This is a genomic window from Amycolatopsis jejuensis, assembly GCF_000717335.1.
Lineage (GTDB): Bacteria > Actinomycetota > Actinomycetes > Mycobacteriales > Pseudonocardiaceae > Amycolatopsis > Amycolatopsis jejuensis.
In genome coordinates this window covers 1-17,973 of sequence record NZ_JNYZ01000018.1, presented here as the reverse complement: position 1 = coordinate 17,973, position 17,973 = coordinate 1, and the positions used below count along the sequence as shown (strand labels likewise).

Annotated in this window: 16 protein-coding genes; 6 read left to right on the top strand and 10 right to left on the bottom strand. The window is 68.6% G+C overall.

Annotated elements, in window-relative coordinates; genetic code table 11:
* Positions 1-32: 32 nt before the first annotated feature.
* Both OO71_RS24335 and OO71_RS24330 read right to left on the bottom strand, forming a co-directional pair.
* Complete coding sequence (locus OO71_RS24335) at positions 33-2,027, bottom strand: AMP-binding protein (RefSeq protein WP_162186105.1); 1,995 nt, start codon at positions 2,025-2,027, stop codon at positions 33-35.
* Positions 2,028-2,101: 74 nt separating this feature from the next.
* Positions 2,102-3,967, bottom strand: coding sequence for a flavin-containing monooxygenase (locus tag OO71_RS24330; RefSeq protein WP_211260594.1), 1,866 nt, complete (start codon positions 3,965-3,967; stop codon positions 2,102-2,104).
* A 121-nt stretch (positions 3,968-4,088) separates the two neighbouring features.
* Here OO71_RS24330 and OO71_RS24325 point away from each other — a divergent pair, with 121 nt between their 5' ends.
* The 4 genes from OO71_RS24325 to OO71_RS24310 are packed head-to-tail and all read left to right on the top strand — an operon-like array spanning position 4,089 to position 7,235.
* Positions 4,089-5,099: an acyl-CoA dehydrogenase family protein gene (locus tag OO71_RS24325; protein ID WP_033292197.1), complete on the top strand. Its 1,011-nt coding sequence runs from the start codon at positions 4,089-4,091 to the stop codon at positions 5,097-5,099.
* A gap of 9 nt (positions 5,100-5,108) precedes the next feature.
* Positions 5,109-6,311 (top strand): acyl-CoA dehydrogenase family protein, encoded by a 1,203-nt coding sequence (locus OO71_RS24320; RefSeq protein ID WP_033292196.1) that lies wholly within the window; start codon positions 5,109-5,111, stop codon positions 6,309-6,311.
* A complete protein-coding gene (locus OO71_RS24315; RefSeq protein WP_033292195.1) occupies positions 6,308-6,787 on the top strand; it encodes an FAS1-like dehydratase domain-containing protein in 480 nt (159 codons plus the stop codon). The genes OO71_RS24320 and OO71_RS24315 overlap by 4 nt, the downstream gene beginning before the upstream one ends.
* Positions 6,788-6,809: 22 nt before the next feature.
* Positions 6,810-7,235 carry a MaoC/PaaZ C-terminal domain-containing protein gene (locus OO71_RS24310; protein ID WP_033292194.1) on the top strand — a complete coding sequence of 142 codons (426 nt, stop codon included), beginning with the start codon at positions 6,810-6,812 and terminating at the stop codon, positions 7,233-7,235.
* Between the two features lie 13 nt (positions 7,236-7,248).
* Here OO71_RS24310 and OO71_RS24305 read toward each other — a convergent pair whose 3' ends face one another.
* The 5 genes from OO71_RS24305 to OO71_RS24285 all read right to left on the bottom strand — a co-directional run bounded on the left by OO71_RS24305 (position 7,249) and on the right by OO71_RS24285 (position 11,542).
* Positions 7,249-8,019 carry a phytanoyl-CoA dioxygenase family protein gene (locus tag OO71_RS24305; RefSeq protein ID WP_033292193.1) on the bottom strand — a complete coding sequence of 257 codons (771 nt, stop codon included), beginning with the start codon at positions 8,017-8,019 and terminating at the stop codon, positions 7,249-7,251.
* A gap of 2 nt (positions 8,020-8,021) precedes the next feature.
* Complete coding sequence (locus tag OO71_RS24300) at positions 8,022-8,516, bottom strand: cupin domain-containing protein (protein ID WP_033292192.1); 495 nt, start codon at positions 8,514-8,516, stop codon at positions 8,022-8,024.
* A gap of 60 nt (positions 8,517-8,576) precedes the next feature.
* Positions 8,577-9,395 (bottom strand): mycofactocin-coupled SDR family oxidoreductase, encoded by an 819-nt coding sequence (locus tag OO71_RS24295; protein WP_342669948.1) that lies wholly within the window; start codon positions 9,393-9,395, stop codon positions 8,577-8,579.
* A 33-nt stretch (positions 9,396-9,428) separates the two neighbouring features.
* Positions 9,429-10,262 carry an SDR family NAD(P)-dependent oxidoreductase gene (locus OO71_RS24290; protein ID WP_051792048.1) on the bottom strand — a complete coding sequence of 278 codons (834 nt, stop codon included), beginning with the start codon at positions 10,260-10,262 and terminating at the stop codon, positions 9,429-9,431.
* A gap of 173 nt (positions 10,263-10,435) precedes the next feature.
* Positions 10,436-11,542 (bottom strand): acyl-CoA dehydrogenase family protein, encoded by a 1,107-nt coding sequence (locus OO71_RS24285; RefSeq protein ID WP_063740108.1) that lies wholly within the window; start codon positions 11,540-11,542, stop codon positions 10,436-10,438.
* Between the two features lie 134 nt (positions 11,543-11,676).
* Here OO71_RS24285 and OO71_RS24280 point away from each other — a divergent pair, with 134 nt between their 5' ends.
* Complete coding sequence (locus OO71_RS24280; protein ID WP_051792044.1) at positions 11,677-12,855, top strand: acyl-CoA dehydrogenase family protein; 1,179 nt, start codon at positions 11,677-11,679, stop codon at positions 12,853-12,855.
* 69 nt (positions 12,856-12,924) lie between these two features.
* Complete coding sequence (locus OO71_RS24275; protein ID WP_051792043.1) at positions 12,925-13,698, top strand: IclR family transcriptional regulator; 774 nt, start codon at positions 12,925-12,927, stop codon at positions 13,696-13,698.
* 1 nt (position 13,699) lies between these two features.
* Here OO71_RS24275 and OO71_RS24270 read toward each other — a convergent pair whose 3' ends face one another.
* The 3 genes from OO71_RS24270 to OO71_RS24260 are packed head-to-tail and all read right to left on the bottom strand — an operon-like array spanning position 13,700 to position 17,868.
* Positions 13,700-14,812, bottom strand: a complete 1,113-nt coding sequence (locus OO71_RS24270; RefSeq protein ID WP_051792041.1) for an acyl-CoA dehydrogenase family protein — start codon at positions 14,810-14,812, stop codon at positions 13,700-13,702.
* A 2-nt stretch (positions 14,813-14,814) separates the two neighbouring features.
* Positions 14,815-15,810: an acyl-CoA dehydrogenase family protein gene (locus tag OO71_RS24265; protein WP_051792039.1), complete on the bottom strand. Its 996-nt coding sequence runs from the start codon at positions 15,808-15,810 to the stop codon at positions 14,815-14,817.
* Positions 15,811-15,837: 27 nt separating this feature from the next.
* Positions 15,838-17,868: an alpha-ketoacid dehydrogenase subunit alpha/beta gene (locus OO71_RS24260; RefSeq protein WP_033292190.1), complete on the bottom strand. Its 2,031-nt coding sequence runs from the start codon at positions 17,866-17,868 to the stop codon at positions 15,838-15,840.
* Between the last annotated feature and the right edge of the window lie 105 nt (positions 17,869-17,973).

Here is a 17,973-nt window from a genome sequence, read left to right as displayed (position 1 = left end):
GGTTGCTCCCTCTGTTCGCTGCGGATCCCGGCTCACCCGTAGTCATGGAATTCGGCGATCAGCGAACCGCGGAAGACATAAACACTGCAGAGATCCATCGAAACCTGGTCGCCCTTGGACATCGACGCGCCGGGAACGTCGGCCGCCACGGTCCCCGTCCACCCCTGACGGCGGTAAACGAAATCGCCGGTTTGGTCGACTCGCGTGGCCGGGAGGAATTCCCTGCTGGCGAACATGCTCGACGCCGCTTCTTTCAGCATGGTGATCACTTCGTCGCGGCCGCGGTATTCCGGCGTGCGGTTGTGGTGGACGAACAGCACATCTTCGGTGAGCAACCCGGCGTACGTCTCGAAATCGCAGGAATTGTAGGCTTCGACCGCACGCTCCACTGTCGCGAGATGGTCATTGCCCGGAACCGGTTGGGACATCCTGTTCTCCTTCGCTTCGACCAGCAGGTCACCGGCCCGCGCGAGCAAGCGCGTCCGATCGACCTTCTGACTGGGTAACCACGGCACCTCCGACCGCAGGATCGGGAAGATCCGGCGGGGTACCTTGTACGAGGAAAGCTGCTCGCGCAGTGCATTCCGCACTTCGTGCTCGGCGAATGCGAACCCGTCGCCGCCGACGAGAAGCGCGACCACCTGCTGCCCGTCCACCGGATCCGGTACCCCGAGGACGAAAGCGAGATCGACGCCGGGAAGCTCCCGGAGTTTCTGTTCGACCTCGCCGGACGCCACATTCGCCCCCCGGGTCTTGATCAGGTCGCTTTCCCGGCCGGTGAAGAAGAACCAGCCGTCCCGGATCACGCCGCGGTCGCCGGTGTGATACCAGCCGTCCGCGTCGAAGACGTCCGCATTCTCGCGTTTGTGGACACCCCGCATCAGCGAATAGCCGCGGACGAGGATCTCGCCCTCCTGCCCGTCCGGCAGCTCCTCGCCGGTATCCGGGTCGACGATCCGGTGCCGCAGCCCGGGAACCTGGTGTCCCGAGCTGCCCCGGTACTCCGCCGGGGAGCCGGTGATCCGTTCGGCGGCCGTGGAATAGGTGTGCGGGCCACCCGTTTCCGACATCCCGAGCGTCGAGACCGCAAGCGACGCGTCGGCCGGGCGCCGATCGGCGGGGATCGCCTCCGGCAGGCCGAAGCTGATGGACGTCAAGTCGGTCCCGGCGAAGTCCGGATGCTGCACCAGGCTCGCGATCGTATGCGGCCAGCCGGTGACATCGGTGACCCGCTCCTGCTCGAGAAGCCGCAACGCTTCCCCGGCTTCGAAGACTTCCTGGGTGACGAAGCAGCCACCGACGGACAACGGGCGGAGCAGGCTCAGCACCAAACCGCCCACCCAGTGCAGCGGCATCGGGCTCCAGATCCGCAAGTTCTCGTCACTGCCCGCCAGACCGGCGAGGTTGCGGGCGTGCCGGAGCAACCCACCGTGCGTGTGCACGACCCCTTTGGGTTCGCCGGTCGTCCCGGACGTGAACACCACGGCCAGGTCATCGGCCGGGGTCACGTCCCGTTCCATCTCGGCGACCAGCTCGCGCAGCCGGGGCGCATCGGATCGGTGCCACGGCAGGTTCCATGGCCGCCCCTCGCCATGCCAGTTCAGCACGTATCGGAGCTGGGGCAGGCTGCCGAGGAACAGCGGGGATCCGTGCGCCGAAGCCAGTTCCGGTACCGCCTTCTCCAGGCTGTCCAGGTAATTGTGCTTGAGAAACGATTCGACGCACAGCAGGTACTGGACATCGGCGTACCGGAGAAATGCCCGGAGCTCCTCGGGCCGGTAGAAAGTGTTGACCGGCAGCACAACGGCGCCGATCCGGGCCGCCGCCGCCCAGGCGATGACCCAGTCCGCCCCGTTCGGGAACAAGATCCCGACGCGCGAACCCTTGCCTGCGCCGAGTTCGACGAGGGTTGCGGCAAGGTCGAGCGACTTGCGGTCCAGCTCCGCGTAGGTGAGCCGGGTGGCCGAGGTGACCAGGCATTCCCTGCTCCCGTACGAGCCGGTCCCGTCCGCGAGGAGGTTCGGCACCGTCGGTGCGTACGGCGGAAAGGTCGCCTCGGCCCAGGAGCGGTCCGGCGGCTCTCCGGGACGGCTCGTTCCTTTCACGGCCGCCCCAGCGCGGACTCCGGACGCAAGTCGAGACCTTCGTAATCGCCCGCGGCCCGCCATTCGGCCAGGAACGCAAAGAAGCCCAGCGGCCCCCGGCCGTGTTCCGCGACGGCCTTCGCCACGGCCGAATCGGTGTCCGGCGGGTCGGCGGCAGGGATCGCGGCGCGGACGAACTCGGGCAGGCAATCGGTGACGTACGCACCGCCGGGATCCACCTCGCCACTGTGCAAGGGCGTTCCGAGGGCCCGGCAGTTCCGGATCCAGGCGGCCTCGGCCTCGCGGGTCGGCTCGATCTCCGCGATCCCGTGCGCGGTGGCGTGCTGCACCAGGTGCGTGATGTGCTCGATGTACTCGTACAGCATGTGCGTGACCGACGCCGTCGCGATTCCCTGCGGCGAGACGCCGACGTGGAACAGGTTCGGGAATCCGTTCACGTGCATCCCGAACATCGACTGCATTCCCTGCGCCCACCGCTTCGACAGGAGGATTCCGCCGACGCCCGCGGTCTCGAACCCGGTCCGGCTGGCGTGGGTGAAGTTCGGCAGCTCGAACCCGGACGCGAAGACGAGGCAGTCGAGCGGGTATTCCTCGCCGTCGACGACGACCCCGGCCGGCGTGATCCGCTCGACCCCGTCCGGAGAGTCGACGAGGTGCACGTTCGGGCGGTTGTACGCGGGCAAGTACTCGTCGTTGAAGGTCGGCCGCTTGCAATACCGGCGGTACCACGGTTTCAGCGCCTCGGCCACGGCCGGATCGCCGACGGTCCGCTCGACCCGGTCGCGGATCGTGTCCATTTTCTCGAAGTCGGCGAGCTCGGCCGCCTCCGCCACGGACATCCCGGGATTGCGTTCCAGCCACCCGGCGGCGATCTTCTTGACGTCGGTCCAGCAGTCCATCACCAGGTCGGTATCGGCTTTGCCACCGGCCAGCACCGTGGTGAAGTTCCGGATCCGGTCCCGCTGCCAGCCCCGCGGGAGCGCGGCGAACCATTCCGGGTCCGTATCGCGGTTCGCCCGGACGTCGACACACGCCGGAGTCCGCTGGAAAACGAAGAGCTCGTTCGCCCATTCGGCGACGCGCGGCACGATCTGCACGGCGGTGGACCCGGTGCCGATCACCCCGACCCGCTTGTCGGCGAGCTTGTCCAGCTTCCCGTTTCCGGCGCCCCCGGTATAGGCGTAGTCCCACCGGCTCGTGTGGAACGAATTCCCCTCGAACGTTTCGAGGCCGGGAATGCCCGGCAGCTGCGGCCTGCCCCAGATGCCGGTACCCAGCACGACGAAACGTGCCTCGATCCGGTCACCGCGATGCGTTTCGATGAGCCAGCGCGAGGTGGCCGGCTGCCACGTCAGCTGGGTGACTTCGGTGGACAGCAGCGCATTGTCGTAGAGCCGGAAGCGGTCCGCGATCCGCTTGCAGTGCTCGAAGATCTCGGGCCCGGTCGCGTACTTTTCCGTCGGCATATAGCCGGTTTCTTCGAGCAGGGGCAGGTAGACGTAGGATTCGGTGTCACAGCGCACGCCCGGATACCGGTTCCAGTACCAGGTACCGCCGAAATCACCGGCCCGGTCGATGATCCGGAAATCCTCGATCCCCAGCTTGCGGAGCTCGGCGCCGAGGAGCAGCCCGGTGAAGCCGCCGCCGACGGCCGCGACCGTGACCGTCTCCCGGCGCGGCGGGCGATCGGCCGGTACCGCATTCGGATCGTCGTCGAAGCGGGCGTACTCGCCGACCATGTCGAGATCGGTCTTCTGCAGATTCTCCGGCGTCATCCGCAGGCTTCGCTCGTGGCGGTAGCGTTCCCGAAGTCGCTCGAGGTCTTCGGCCGGCGGGCGAGTCGTCCCATCACGCTTGCTCACAAAGATCTCCCTCACGGCCCGGACTGTGTGGCGCGACCGACTGATAGTCGCTTTGAGACTGATGGCCGGTATTGTGCTACGGTCCGATGACGGGTGTCAACCGATTCGGACGGGTGAGGCAGTGGTCGATTACGAACTGCGGCGCAACGATCCGGCGCTCGACGAGGACGAAATGGCGGTGCGCGAAGCATTCGCGGAGTTCTTCACCAAAGAGTGCCCGTCGTCGGTGGTACGGGCCGCCGAACCGCTCGGTTTCGACAGCGCGCTGTGGGCGCGGTTGCTCGAAATGGGGGTCGCCACGATGAGCCTGCCTGCCGCCGCCGGCGGTGATGGCGGCACGATGATCGACCTGGTTCTGGTCGCCGGCGAGGCCGGACGGCGGCTCGCGCCGGTGCCGCTGGCCAGCCACGTGTGCGCCACCCGGCTGCTGGCCGCGGCGAGCACCCCGCAAGGTACCCGGATCTGCACGATCGCCCACGCTCCGGCCGTTCCGGGGGTCGCGCAGCTGGTGCCCGACGCCGCCATCGCCGCGGACGTCATCGCGCTCACCGGCGACGAACTCGTGCTGTACCAAGGAGAAGAGCCGGCCGCGCACGTGCCGAACCAGGGCAGCACCCCGCTCGCCTGGTGGCAGCCCGGCGCGAATCGCACCACGCTCGCGTCCGGGCCGCGGGCCGCTGCACTCCACGAGATCGCTTGCGCCGAATGGAAACTGCTGACCGCGGCCGCGTTGACCGGGCTCACCGACGGCGCGCTGGCGCTGGGGGTGGAGTTCGTCAAGACGCGCGAGACGATGGGTGTCCCGGTCGGCAGCCTGCAGGGCGTCGCGTACCCGCTGGTCGACACCGCCATCGAGATCGCCGCGGCCCGCAACCTGGTCTACCGGGCCGCGTGGATGATGCAGCACGAACCTGGGGTGCGCCCGGAACTGCCGCTCATGGCGTTCGGCGCGGCGCGGTCGGCAGCGACCTTCGGCACCGCCACCGTCGTGCACGCGCAGGGCGGGCTCGGCTTCACCGTCGAAGCCGATTCGAGCCTGTACTTCTTGCGCGCCAAGGGCTGGAGCGCGATCACCGAATCGGCGACGGACATGACGAGGGTCGGCGCGCAGCTGGTCGCCGGCCTTGGCTAGGAGGTTCTGATGGACTTCGGGCTGGTCGAGCTCACCCCGGCGCAGCAAGCGTTTCAGCGGGAAGCACGGGCGTTCTTCGACGAGATCGTGACGGACGAGGTGCTGGAGGAAGAACGCGAGACGGGCGCGGGCTTCAACCTCGACGTGCACCTGGCGCTCGCGGCCCGGGGCTGGCTGACGCCCGAATGGCCGGTCGGGGAGGGTGGCGCGGGGCTGGATCCGGTGTGCTGCCGCATTCTGCACCTGGAACTGGTGTACCACCAGGTCCCCCGCGTGACAGCGGCGACGACCCGGCTGGTCTGGCAGGCCGCCGAGCGGTACCTCGCCGATCCGCGCCTGCGGGCCGAGGTGAAGGCCGGGGTCGCGAACGGCACCGTCCGGATGTGCCTCGGCTACACCGATCCCGACGGCGGTTCCGACGTCGCGGGCGCGCGGCTGAAGGCGGTCCGCGACGGGGACGAGTGGGTGCTCAACGGCGCGAAAACGTTCACCACCGGCGCGCAGAACTGCCAGTACACCTTCCTGGTCACGCGCACCGACCCGGAACGGCCCAAGCACCGCGGGCTCACCATGTTCCTGGTCCCGCTCGATTCCCCGGGCGTCGAGATCCAGGCGATCCGGACGTTCGGCGGCGAGCGGACCAACATGGTCTACTACGACGGCGTCCGGGTGGCGGACCGGTATCGCCTCGGCGAGGTCAACGAGGGCTGGACGGTGCTGCGAGGCCCGCTCGACGAGGAGCACGGCATGGCCGCCCGCGACCGGCTGGCGGATCTGTCTATGGGACAAGGCTTTCTCCGTACCCTCGAACCTGCTTTCGCCGCCGCGCTGACCTGGGCGGCGACCCCGGCCGCGGACGGCACCCGGCCTGCCGACGACCCCGCCGTGCTGGCCCGCCTCGGGCAGATCGCCACCGGCTACGAGGCCGCCCTCGGCACGCCCGGGCCGATGGGCCGGGTGAAAGGCGCCGAGACGCTCATTGCGAAATCCGCGGAACTGATCGACCTGGTCGGCCCGCAAGCCGTGCTCCAGCCCGGTGCGCCCGGCCTCCTCGGCGACGGTGCGCTCGATTTCGCCCACCGGTTCGCGCAAGGCACCACGATCTACGGCGGTACCGTCGAAGTCTTCCGCAACATCATCGCCCAGCATGTGTTGAAGTTGCCCCGCCCGAGCTATCCCGGAGCCAAGCAGTTCCTCGGGCGCCCGCGATGACCCACATCTCCGAGGCAATGCGCGGTGCGCTCGGCGCCGTACTCGACCGCCGCGTGTCCTACCCCGTGGCGGAATCCGACATCCGCCGCTGGGCCATCGCGGTCTATTACCCGGACGCGCCGCCGGCACGGTTCCTCGATCCCGCGGCCGATATCGTTGCGCCGGAGGAATTCAATGCCTTCGCGTGGTGTGTCGCCAAGCAGGAAACAACCGGCACCGGCGACGTGGTACACCTCGAGAAATCGCTCGGCATTCCCCCGCCGCGGGTGAACTTCGCGCTCAACGGCGGCATGGAGGTCGAGTACGGCGAACCGATCCGGCCGGGCGACGTGCTGACCGCCGTCAAACGGCTCACCAGGTACGACGAACGGTCCGGCCGCCTGGGCCGGATGCTGTTCACCACTCTTGAGGACACCTGGACGAACCAGCGCGCCGAACGGGTCCGGCGCCACCGGACGACCCTGATCCGATACTGACTGCAGCCGAGCGAGGATTCCTTTGACTGTCAACGACAATCCGGCGAACGCTGCCATCGGCGACGACCTGCCTGCCTTCGTCCGTACCACCGACCTCGGCAACTGGAACCGTTTTGCCGCGGTCAACGACGAATTCGTCCCCATTCACATGGACGACGAGGCCGCCCGCGCCGCGGGTTACCCCGGCGCGTTCGGCATGGGAAATTTGCAGTGGTCGTATCTGCATTGCCTGCTGCGCGACTGGCTCGGCGACGACGGGCGCATTGTCTCGCTGTCGTGCAAGTTCCGCGTGCCGAACACCCGCGGGGCCACGGTCACCGCAGGCGGCCGGGTGGTCGACCGGCGCTCCCTGGACGGAACCACCTACCTGGACCTGGAAGTGTGGACAGCAAGCTCCGACGGGACCACGCTGGCCCCCGGGCGCGCCACCGTTGCACTCAAGACCTGACAAGCACCGCAGATCAGCCGCGCGGCTTACGCAAATTCAACCACGAATCAAGACCCAACCGATGCCGCATCACCGGCGAAAAACGCTCCTGCACCCCAGGCCGAAGAGCAGCACTGAAATTCCACTGCGAACGCAAAAACGGACTCGTGTAATAACCGAACAACAGCGGCCGGTCCTCGTCCTTCGTCACGTTCGCTCCCGAGGTGTGCCAGACCCGGCCCTCCATTGCGAGGATCGACCCGGCCGGGGCTTCGAACGGGACCAGCAGCGGCTCGAGGTCGTCCGGGAGATCGGCTTTCGTCGACCAGCGGTGGCTGCCGGGGATGTAGCGGGTGGCGCCGTTCTCGGCGCGGAGGTCGCACAGGCACCAGATGATGTTGATCGCCCACGGGTTCGACCACGGTTCCGGCACCACGGTCGCCTGGTCGGAATGGATGACCATGGACCCGCTGCCGGGACGCGCGATGTTCGCCGTGAAGTTGCTGACCACGTAGTCCGGGCCGAGGCACCGCGCCACGATCGCGTCCGCGGCGGGGTGCTGGAGCAGGTCGCCGAACAGCGGGTCCAGGTCCACCAGATTGAAGACCCGGACGTTGCACTCGTTCGGGTCGACGTTCGGGAGGTGCGCCGGGTTGCCGCGGCGCTGGTTCTCCTCGTTCGCCGCCCAGAGCCGCTCGACGGCCTCGCCGACTTCCGCCTGCGACAGCACGTTCGGCACCACGGCGTAGCCGTGGCGGTCGAGATCGGCAGCGACGTCGTTCAGTTGCGACTCCGCGAGTGTCATCCTCACACCTCCGCAATCCATCGGTCGTGGTTGGCCTTGGCGGCAGCGACGATCGGCTGCCACCGGGCTACCGTCTGGTCGAAGATCTTCATGTCGAAGTGGGTCTCCGTCCGGAATTCGAGGACCTCGACCCCGTCGGGCCCGGCCGCGTACGCGTACGGCTGACCGGCCGAGACGAAGAACCCGTCGCCCGCCTTGATGGTGCGACGGCCCATGATCGCCTCGCCCCGGACCACGTAGTACAGGCAGTCGGACGAGTGACTGTGCCGCGGCAGGCGATAGCCGGGGCCGAATTTCGCGTGTACCAAGCTGAATCCGCTCGGTTCCTCCTCGGAGAACAGCACCGTGGTACGGGCACCGGCAGCGAGCAGGGAGAGGTCGAATTCGGCGGACACCGCCGGGTCGAGGGTGGCGGGCGCCATCATGCCCGTCTCCTCGAGCACCGGCGCATCGGCCTTGCCGTAGAAAACAATGCGTCGAGATTCAGATGAGGTCATAGTCGTCCCTTGTCCGGAAAGGAAGGAAGGCAGCGCAGCGGGAACTGTCCTGGCCGGAGATCAGTGCAGCAGGTTGCCGAGGTCCACCGGCAGCTGGATCCCGGTGACGTGCCGGGCCTCGGCGGAGGCGAGCCATGCGACGGCCGAAGCGATGTCCTCGGGCTGCGAGATCTGGTCCGGCAGCGTCGGCATGAAGATCGGCGCGAGGGTGGTGGCGTACTCCTGCAGCAACGGAACCAGCTCGGCGGGGTACATCCCCGACTCGACCGCGCCCGGATGTACCGAGTTGACCCTGATGTCGTACCGCCCGAGCTCGAGCGCCATCGTCTTGGCCAGGCCGGTGACGCCGTGCTTGCTCGCCACGTAGTGCGCCAGGAACGGGTTGGCGCGCAGGCCGGCGACCGAGCTGATGAAGATCACCGAACCGCCGGAGCCCTGTTCGATCAGCCGCGGAACCGTTGCCTTCGCGGTGTGGAACGCGCCGGTCAGGTTCACGTCGATGGTCTCTTTCCATTGCTCCGGCGTGATTTCCCACGACATCGCCGTGGTGCAGATTCCGGCGTTGGCGACGACGACGTCGAGCCTGCCGAGCTCGGCCACCCCTTCCGCGACCGCCGCTTCCAGCTCGGCGAGCGCCCGGATGTCCGCGACCCGGGTGACGATGCGCCGTCCGAGCTCCTTCACCAATCGCCCGGTCTCGGCGAGATCTTCTTGCGTGCTCCCGGGATACGAGGTCGTCTCCGGTTTGGTGCACAGGTCTATCGCGATGATGTCGGCGCCCTCGGCGGCGAGCCGCACCGCCTGCCCCCGGCCCTGCCCGCGCGCCGCTCCGGTGACGAAGGCGACCTTGCCGGCCAGTCTTTCAGGAATTCCGTCCACGTCGTCGACCGTCCTTTCGTTACCGCACTTGGTTCATCCCCGGGAGCCGATGACACTCCCCGGCGTGCGCGCATCGGCACCGTCCAGGGGGATCGGGAACTTGTTGATGGTGCCGCCGTCGACGACCAGGGTGTGCCCGTTCACGTGCTTGCCGAGATCGCTCGACAGGTACAGCATCGCCGACCCGATGTCCGCGGTCTGCGCCATTTTCGTCAACGAGCCGTCCGCCATCGACGCGACATCGAGACCGCGATCGCGCGCCAGACGGGGCGTCGCGACGGCTCCCGGGGCAATGGTGTTCACCCGCACGTTCGCCGGGGCCAGCTCCACCGATGCCGTTCTGACAAAGGAAATCATCGCGGCTTTGTACGCCCCGTACGCGCCGTGGTAAGGCGCGCTGCTGATTCCACTGATCGACGACACACAGGTGATCGCCCCTCCCCCGTCTTCCGCCATCATCCGGCCGCCGATCTTGATCAGCAGGTACGCATGGCGGAGCACGAGGTCGAACGACCAGTCCCAGTCCTCGTCGGGCATCTCGGTGACCTTGGACCACCGCGCCATCCCGATGACGTCGCAGATCCCGTGGATCCGGCCGGCCTGCGCGCGGACCGCGGTCAGCATGGCTTCGATCTGCTCCGGATCGGCCGCGTCGACCTGGTAGGCCGTTCCGGCGATCTCAACCGCCACGTGGCCGGCCCGGTCCTTGTCGAGGTCGGCGCAAGCGACGTGCGCGCCTGCCGAAGCGAGTGCGTGGGCGGTCTGGCGTCCCATGCCCTGTCCCGCGCCGACGACGACGAAGGTGCGGCCGTCGAGCCGCAGGAGCGAGGGATAGTCCGGAACCGGCGATCGATCGAGATCTTCCATGAGCGTCCTTAGTGACATCCGGAAGGGCAGCAGAGCAGGTCGACCGGCGCAGCCGTGACCGGACCCGGCCATGGCGCGCTCTCGTTCCCGAAGGATAAACCAACTGGCAGTCTGTTGTCGACCCGCAGTCTTACCGAGTGCCGGATCTCGCCAAAACCCTTGTCACGCCGGGCTTAACCCGATCTTCTTCCGGCCGCGGACTCCTCGTCCAGCAGGCGAGCCAGCTGCGCACGCAGCTCCCGCGAGCTGCCGAACAGGACCTGCGTGGACTTCGCCCGCCGGAAGTACAGGTGCGCCGGATGTTCCCAGGTGAAGCCGATTCCCCCGTGTACCTGGATGTTCTCGGCAGCGCAGGCGAAGAACGTGTCGCCGCCGAAGGCCTTGGCCATCCTCGCCGCCATCGGCAGGTCGGCACGCCCGGCCACGGCCGCGTCCCTGGCCAGTACCGTCAGCGAACGGCTGAGCTCGATTTGGGTGAGCATGTCCGCGCACTTGTGCTTGATCGCCTGGAACGACCCGATCGGCTTGCCGAACTGCTCCCGCACCTTCGCGTATTCCACGGCCATTTCGAGCACTCGCTGTGCCCCGCCCAAAGCCTCGGCCGACAACGCCACCAGCGACAAATCCAGTACCGCAGGCAGGAATTCACTCGCCGATCCGGCCCGGCCGACCGCCACCGCGGCCGCCGACTCGAACTCGAGATGCGCCAGGCGGCGCGTCGCGTCCAGGGTGGTGCGGGCGGCCGCACGTACCCCCTCCGCGCTACTGTCCACAGCGAACAGGGTGAGCCCCGCATCGGTGGTGCCGGGGACCAGGAGCAGCTGCGCGGTATGGCCGTCGAGGACATATTCGGCAGCTCCGGTGACCCGCCACCGGCCACCATCCGGCGCCGCGGCGACGGCCGAGGTCGCGAGAGTGGCGCGAAGGCGGCCAGCAGCGAGTTCCGGCAGCCAGCGCGCTTGTACATCTTCGTCCGCGCACAGCCGGAGAGCCGTAGTGGCCACCACCGCGGACGACAGATAAGGCGCACAAAGCAAAGCCCGGCCCATTTCCTCGGCAACGACACAGACGTCACCGAAGTTCCCGCCTCCGCCGCCGTATGCCTCGTCGATCAGGAGGCCGGGAAGGCCCATTTCCGCCATCGTCCGCCACACCGCCGGATCGAAGCCCGCCGCGCTTTCCATCGCAGCACGGACCTGCGGCTCCGCCGATTCTGCGGTGAGCAGATCGCGGACGGCGGAACGGAGATCGGCTTGCTCGGGCGTACAGTCAAGAGACACGATTGTCCTCGAAGGGGTTCGGCGGGTTGAGAGAAGCCGGGCGGAGCGAAATTGCCGCCGGGCTTGGTATGCCCGATGGTACCTGGTAAGTATCGAGGGGCAAGCGTTTCCGGATTCCCGGCGGAGGAGCGTGGATGGACGCCGATGTGACAGCAGAGTTCCGCGCGTGGCTCGATGCGAACTGGTCCGCCGGCCTCACCGTGCGGGAATGGTGGCGGCGGCTCGCGGATTCCGGATGGTCTTTCCCGCAGTGGCCGGAAGAAGCGGGTGGCCGTGGGGAATCCCCGCGGATGGCCCGGGTGGCCCGCACCGAACTGGCGAACCGCAAGCTGATCGGGCCGCCCGACGGGATCGCCGTCACGATGCTGGCCCCGACACTGCTGCAGCATGCCTCGCCCGCGCAGCAACGCGAGCTGCTGCCGCAGATCGCGCGTGGCGAAATCGCGGCCTGCCAGTTGTTCAGCGAACCGGGTGCGGGTTCCGATCTCGCCGGTCTCCGGACGTCGGCCCGGCCCGACGGCGGAGACTGGGTGGTGAACGGCCAGAAGGTCTGGAGTTCCCTTGCCCACGAAGCGGATTGGGGAATGCTGCTGGCGCGCACCGACCCGGAAGCCCCCAAACATCGCGGGATCAGCTATCTGCTGGTGCCCTTGGCGCAGCCCGGGGTCGAGGTCCGGCCGCTGCGGCAGATGAACGGGCTCACCGAGTTCAACGAGGTATTCCTCACCGAAGCGCGCGTACCCGGGGATCGGCTTGTCGGGCAGCTGAACGACGGTTGGCGAGTGGCGCAGGCGACGCTGGCCGCCGAGCGTTCCCGCGTACCGTCGGCCGTGCCCGCTCCGCCGGCCGGACAGCGTGGCGGTTGGCTGGACCGCACGGTCGGCGAAGCTGCCGAAGCCCTGCGCACTGCGGCATCCACCGCCACCCGCATGTATTCGCGCAGTGGGCGGGCCGCGCGGCGGCTCGCGTTGCAGTACGACGTATGGTCCGACGACGTTGTTCGCGACAACGTGGTGCAGCTGCACATTCTCAGCGAAGCCAGCCGGGCGTTGATGGCCCGGCTCCGCGCTTCGCCGTTCGACGGCGGGGCGAGTGTCGCGAAGCTGGCCGCGGCGGCGCTCGCCCGGCGGGCGCGCGACGTCGATCTCGACGTCCTCGGTCCGGCCGGGCTGCTGTCCGGACCGGACGCGGCGCTCGGCGGTGAGGTCGAGCTCATGGCCTTGTCGGCACACCTGGTTTCGATCGGTGGCGGCACCGACGAGATCCAGAAGAACGTGCTCGCGGAGCGCGTGCTGGGCCTGCCGCGGGAATGACCCCATCCGACCGGGTCCCATCCGACCATGTCGTCCGGTCCGGACCGGGCGCAAGCCAGGAGGCTGGCAGTGACGGCCGTCGTCCCGCTCCCGAACAACGCGGAAACCCTGCTGACCAAGGTCCGCCTGATCTTCGACACCTTCGAGGGTGAGCAGCAGCAGCTCACCCTGTCGGACATCGCGCGGCGGTCCAGCCTCGCGAAGTCGACGGTGTACCGGCTGGTCGCGGAACTCGTCGAACACGGGTACCTGGACCGGGCAGGCACCGCCTATCAGCTCGGCACCCGGCTGTTCGCGCTCGGACAGCGGGTTCCCGCGCACGAGGAGCTGCGGCAGACCGCACTGCCGTACATGGCGACCCTCTTCAAGGCGGTCCGGGCGCCGGTGTTCCTCGGCGTTCTCGGCCACCACGAGGTGCTCTACGTCGAAAAGCTGATCGGCACCCGCGACGCCCATTCCGCCCACCCGATCCGGCACCGTGCACCGCTGCACGCGACGGCGAGCGGCAAGATTTTCCTCGCCTACGCGCGCCCGTCGCCGCTGGAAAGCCTTCGGCAGTCGGATTTGCGGCGGTTCACCGCGCAGACGATCGACAGCTTCGCCACCTTGCGCGACACGGTCACCGAGGTGCGGCGCGCCGGTTATGCGGTGATGCGGGAGGAGTACACCGACGGTTATGGCGCGGTCGCCGTCCCCCTCCTCACCGCGGCGCGCGAACTCGCCGGCGCGCTGTCGGTGCTGCCGCACATGTCGAGAATGAGCGTCAGCCGCATCGTGCCGCCCCTGCAGATCACGGCCCGCCGGCTGATGGCCCGGTACGAATCGCGCCAGGCGTCCCGGTAGCTCACCTCGGCATCCCGAGCACCCGCTGCGCCACGATGTTCCGCTGAATCTGTTCCGTACCACCGAAAACCGATACCGCCCGGGAGTACAGGTAATCCCGCAGGGCCTTTCCCTCGGACCCAGCCTGGGCACCGGGCACCAGATCGGTGAAGTCCCGCGAAATCTCCTGCCGCGCCCTGGTGAAGAACAGCTTGTCGACCGAGATCTCGGGTCCGGGTGGCTGTCCGGCGAGCCGCGCCGCCATGCTCGTGGCGCACACCCGGCGCACCGCCTCGGTGAGGACGTAGGCCCGGCCGATGCGGGCCCGGACGAACGAGTCGGTCACGTCCGCCCCGGCTTGTTCCATCAAGGCGAGGTCGTGCCCGAGGATGCCCACGAACCCGACGTCGCCGGGTCCCCGCTCGTACTCCAGTGCAGCCATGGCGACCGGCCAGGCCTCGCCTTCGGTGCCGACCAGATTGCCGACCGGCACCCTGGCGTCGTCGAAGAACACTTCCGCGAACTCCTCCGCGCCGGTGCTGAGCGCGAACTGGCGGATGGTGACGCCGGGCGCGGACGTCGGAACGACCAGGAAGGACAGTCCGCGGTTTCTGTCCGACCCCGGCTCGGTCCGGCAGAGCAGCAGGCAGAACTCCGCGTGATGGGCCCGGCTGGTCCAGATCTTGCGGCCGTTGACGACCCATTCACCGCCGTCGCGCCGGGCGGCCGTCGACAGCGACGCGAGATCCGATCCCGCTTCCGGCTCGCTGAATCCCTGGCACCAGAATTCCGTCCCGGCGAGCATCGGCGGGAGGTAGCGCCGCTGCTGCTCCTCGGTCCCGCTCGTGAGAAGGACCCGCCCCAGGTACGAGAAACTGGTCAGCAGCGGCGCGCCGGCCGCGCCCAGCTCGTCGTTCAGAATCGCTTCGAATACCGGGGGCCGCTCTTGTCCGCCGTACTCGGCGGGCCAGGACAGCCCGAGCCAGCCACCCGCGGACAGCTGACGATGCCACGCTTTGCTGTGCGCGATCCGCGCCGCGCCGTCGTGGCTCGGCGGCGCCGGTGGCGGGCGATTCGCGGACAGCCAGGTACGAAGATCGTCCCGGAATGCTTCGACTTCCTCGGCGGTGGACACGATCAGGCCTCCAGTCGCGACTCGGCGATCTTCGTGTACTGGTACCGCTCATCGCCCAGCACCCTCCGGTTGAGCGCGATCCGGCGAAGGTAGGCGTGCTGGGGTAATTCCCACGTGATCCCCATCCCGCCGAACACCTGCATCGCCGCCTCGGCAACCGGGCGGCCGTACTCCGCGGCGAGCGCATTCGCCGACCTGGCTGCCAGCAGCGCGGCGGCCGGGTCTGCCGTATCGAGCTGCTCGGCTGCGTGCGACGTCAGTGCCTGGGCTGCGGTCAGCGAGACGTACGCGTCCGCGCAAAGATGTTGCAGCGCTTGGAAACTGCCGATCGGAGCCCCGAACTGGACCCGGGTGCGGCTGTATTCGACCGCGGCACCGAGTGCTCCGGCCATCGCGCCGACCGTGTCCGCGGCCACCAGGGTGAGCGCGAGCGCGGTCCACCGGCGGAGATCGCCGAGTTCACCCCCGAGGTCACCGACGTCGACAGCCGGGCCGAGCGGGGTCACCGTCCGGGTGAGATCGGCGGGTCGTCCGGACGGCTCGGCGACGGCTCGCGCGACCAGTTTGCCGTCGGCCGGAACCAAAGCGGCGTCGGCACCGGCGGCGTCCCAGGCAACGGCCTCCCCGGTCCCGGTCAGGTCGGCGGACAAGCCGACGGTGAGCCGCAGGGTGCCATCGGCCAGTCCGGTAAGGGTTTCCGCCGTCGCGCCGGCGAGCGTCGCCAGCTCACCGGCAAGCACGTGCCCGAGGAGCGGCAGCACGGCCAGGTGCGTGCCGAGGCTCGTCGCCACCGTCACCAGGTCCACGGCGGAACAACCGCCACCACCGAAGCGTTCGGGCAGCCGCATTCCGCAGAGCCCGGCCTCCGCCGCGCGGCGCCATCCCTTGACCTGGTCGAAACCTTCGGGCTGGGCATAGCCGGCCTGGTGCGCCACCGCGTCGGCGATCTCGGCCAGTAGGCGGTCGGTTCCGGTGGGGCGCAGCAAAGCGGCGTTCACCCGGGCAGCTCCTCTCGGGAAAAGTGCTCAGAAAGCCATTGCCGAGCGCAGTATTTCGACCAGTTTCGACACCGACGGATAAAAGGCGGCGGAGAGATTCGGCGCGTGGCTGATGGCGGTGTACGCGCCACCGGCCCGGCGCACGGGAGCGCGTAGGGCATCGTGGCATTCCTCGGAAATCCGGGCGGCCACCTCAGCGCCGAAACCGGCGAACTGCACGGCCGGGTACGTCACGACCGCTCGCCCGGTCCGGCGAGCCGACGCGAAAACCCGCGGCGAATCCCACGGGACCAGCGAACGCAGGTCGATGACCTCGACGTCGATCTCCCCGGCCAGTTCCTCGGCCGCCAGCAGAGCCGTCGGTACCGCAGTGCCATACGCCACGACGGTCGCGTCCTTGCCCGGGCGGCGAATGGCTGCCGTTCCGATCGGAACCTCGTACGGTCCCTGCGGAACCTCACCCTCGCCTGGTTTGTACAGCAACGCTGCCGACTCGAAGAACACGCAAGGATCGTCGTCGGCGATACACGCGGCGAGCAGCCCCTTCGCGTCCGCTGCGGTCGACGGATAGACGACCTTCAGACCCGGAATGTGGGCGACCAGCGTTTCGAGGGACTGCGAGTGCTGAGCGCCGGTACCACTGCCGACGAGGGTCCGGATCGTGAGCGGGACGGTGGCCTGTCCCCCGGTCATCGACCGGAGTTTGGCCGCGTGGTTGGCAATCTGGTCGAGGGCGGTCGGCAGGAAGTCGGCGAACATCAGCTCGGCGACCGGCCGCAAGCCCTGCATGGCCGCGCCGATCGCGGCCCCGACGATGGCCGTCTCGCTGATCGGGGTGGCCCGGACGCGGTGGGTCCCGAAGCGGTCCGACAAGCCCTTCGTGATCTTGAACGTGCCACCCGCGGGGTCGGCGATGTCCTCACCGAGCAGAAAAACCCGGGCGTCGGTTTCGAGGGCGATCGCCAGTGCGTCGTTCACCGCGCCCGACATACCGGTCTTGGTCCGCGGACTGTCGGGCAACCCGGGATCCGCGAGACCGGCCGGGCTTTCCGGCGTGGCGGCAGTGGTCCCGGCCAGCACATGGTTGCCCAGCTCGGCAAGATCCGGCTGCGGACTCTGCAAGGCCGCCTCGATCGAGGTGGCGACCAGGTCCGTGACCTCGGCCTCGATGACACCGAGCGCGTCCGCCGAAACTCCGGCCTCGATCAGCCGGGTCCGGTACGCGCCGACGGGTTCCGCCGCTTTCGCGGCGGCCAGCTCATCCGGGTCGGCATACGGCATCGGAGCGCCGAAGGAATGGCCCTGAAGCCGGTAGCAGGTGGCTTCGAGAAAGGTGGGCCCCTCGCCCGCACGAGCGCGCGCCACCGCCTCTCCAGCCGCTCGATGAACAGCTTCCGGATCGAATCCGTCCACGGTCACCCCCGGCATGCCGTAGCCGGGCGCCCGGTCCGACAGCCGTTTGGTCAGCGTGTACTCGCCGATCGGGGTGTGCTCGCCGAATTGGTTGTTCTGGCAGAGGAACACCACCGGCAGTTTCCAGAGCGCCGCAAGATTCATTGCCTCGTGGACGAATCCGATGCTCGTGGCGCCGTCGCCGAAGCTGACCACGGTCACGGAGTCGCTGCCGCGCAACGTCGCCGCGAGCGCGATACCGTTCGCGATCGGCGCGCCCGCCCCGACAATGCCGGTGCTCAGCGCAAGGTTCCGCTCCGGGTCGCACAGCCCCATGGCGCCGCCGCGGCCACCGGAGGTACCCCCGACGCGCCCGAGATACTCGGCGACGACCGCAGTCACCGGCACCCCGAGCGCAATCGCGTCCGCACCACCGCGGTAGGTCACCACAGCGCGGTCCCCCGGCCGGAGCGTCGACCAGGCTCCGGCCGCGATGGCCTCGTGCCCCTCCGACGGCCAGTAGTTGAACCGCAACCTGCCCGCCCACAACCCGCGACGCACCTGCTCGTCGAACGCCCGCGCCAGCACCACCCGGCGATAAAGGTCCAGCCGAACCTCCTCACCGAGATCAGCACGCGCGCCGAGCTGAGGTACCACGTCGGTCATCCCTGGTCCCTAAGGTTGATGTTGTTCGGGGCGAGTGCCCTGGATGCCCAGGGCGATGGGGTGTGGCTGATCGTTGGTTGCCGCACGGTGGCTCGGAAGGAATGG

Bases quoted from the DNA above. Each gene is read 5' to 3' on its own strand.
- OO71_RS24305 (WP_033292193.1), bottom strand. From the start codon at position 8,019: ATGACACTCGCGGAGTCGCAACTGAACGACGTCGCTGCCGATCTCGAC.
- OO71_RS24315 (WP_033292195.1), top strand. From the start codon at position 6,308: ATGACCCACATCTCCGAGGCAATGCGCGGTGCGCTCGGCGCCGTACTC.
- OO71_RS24320 (WP_033292196.1), top strand. From the start codon at position 5,109: ATGGACTTCGGGCTGGTCGAGCTCACCCCGGCGCAGCAAGCGTTTCAG.
- OO71_RS24280 (WP_051792044.1), top strand. From the start codon at position 11,677: ATGGACGCCGATGTGACAGCAGAGTTCCGCGCGTGGCTCGATGCGAAC.
- OO71_RS24260 (WP_033292190.1), bottom strand. From the start codon at position 17,868: ATGACCGACGTGGTACCTCAGCTCGGCGCGCGTGCTGATCTCGGTGAG.
- OO71_RS24290 (WP_051792048.1), bottom strand. From the start codon at position 10,262: ATGGAAGATCTCGATCGATCGCCGGTTCCGGACTATCCCTCGCTCCTG.
- OO71_RS24300 (WP_033292192.1), bottom strand. From the start codon at position 8,516: ATGACCTCATCTGAATCTCGACGCATTGTTTTCTACGGCAAGGCCGAT.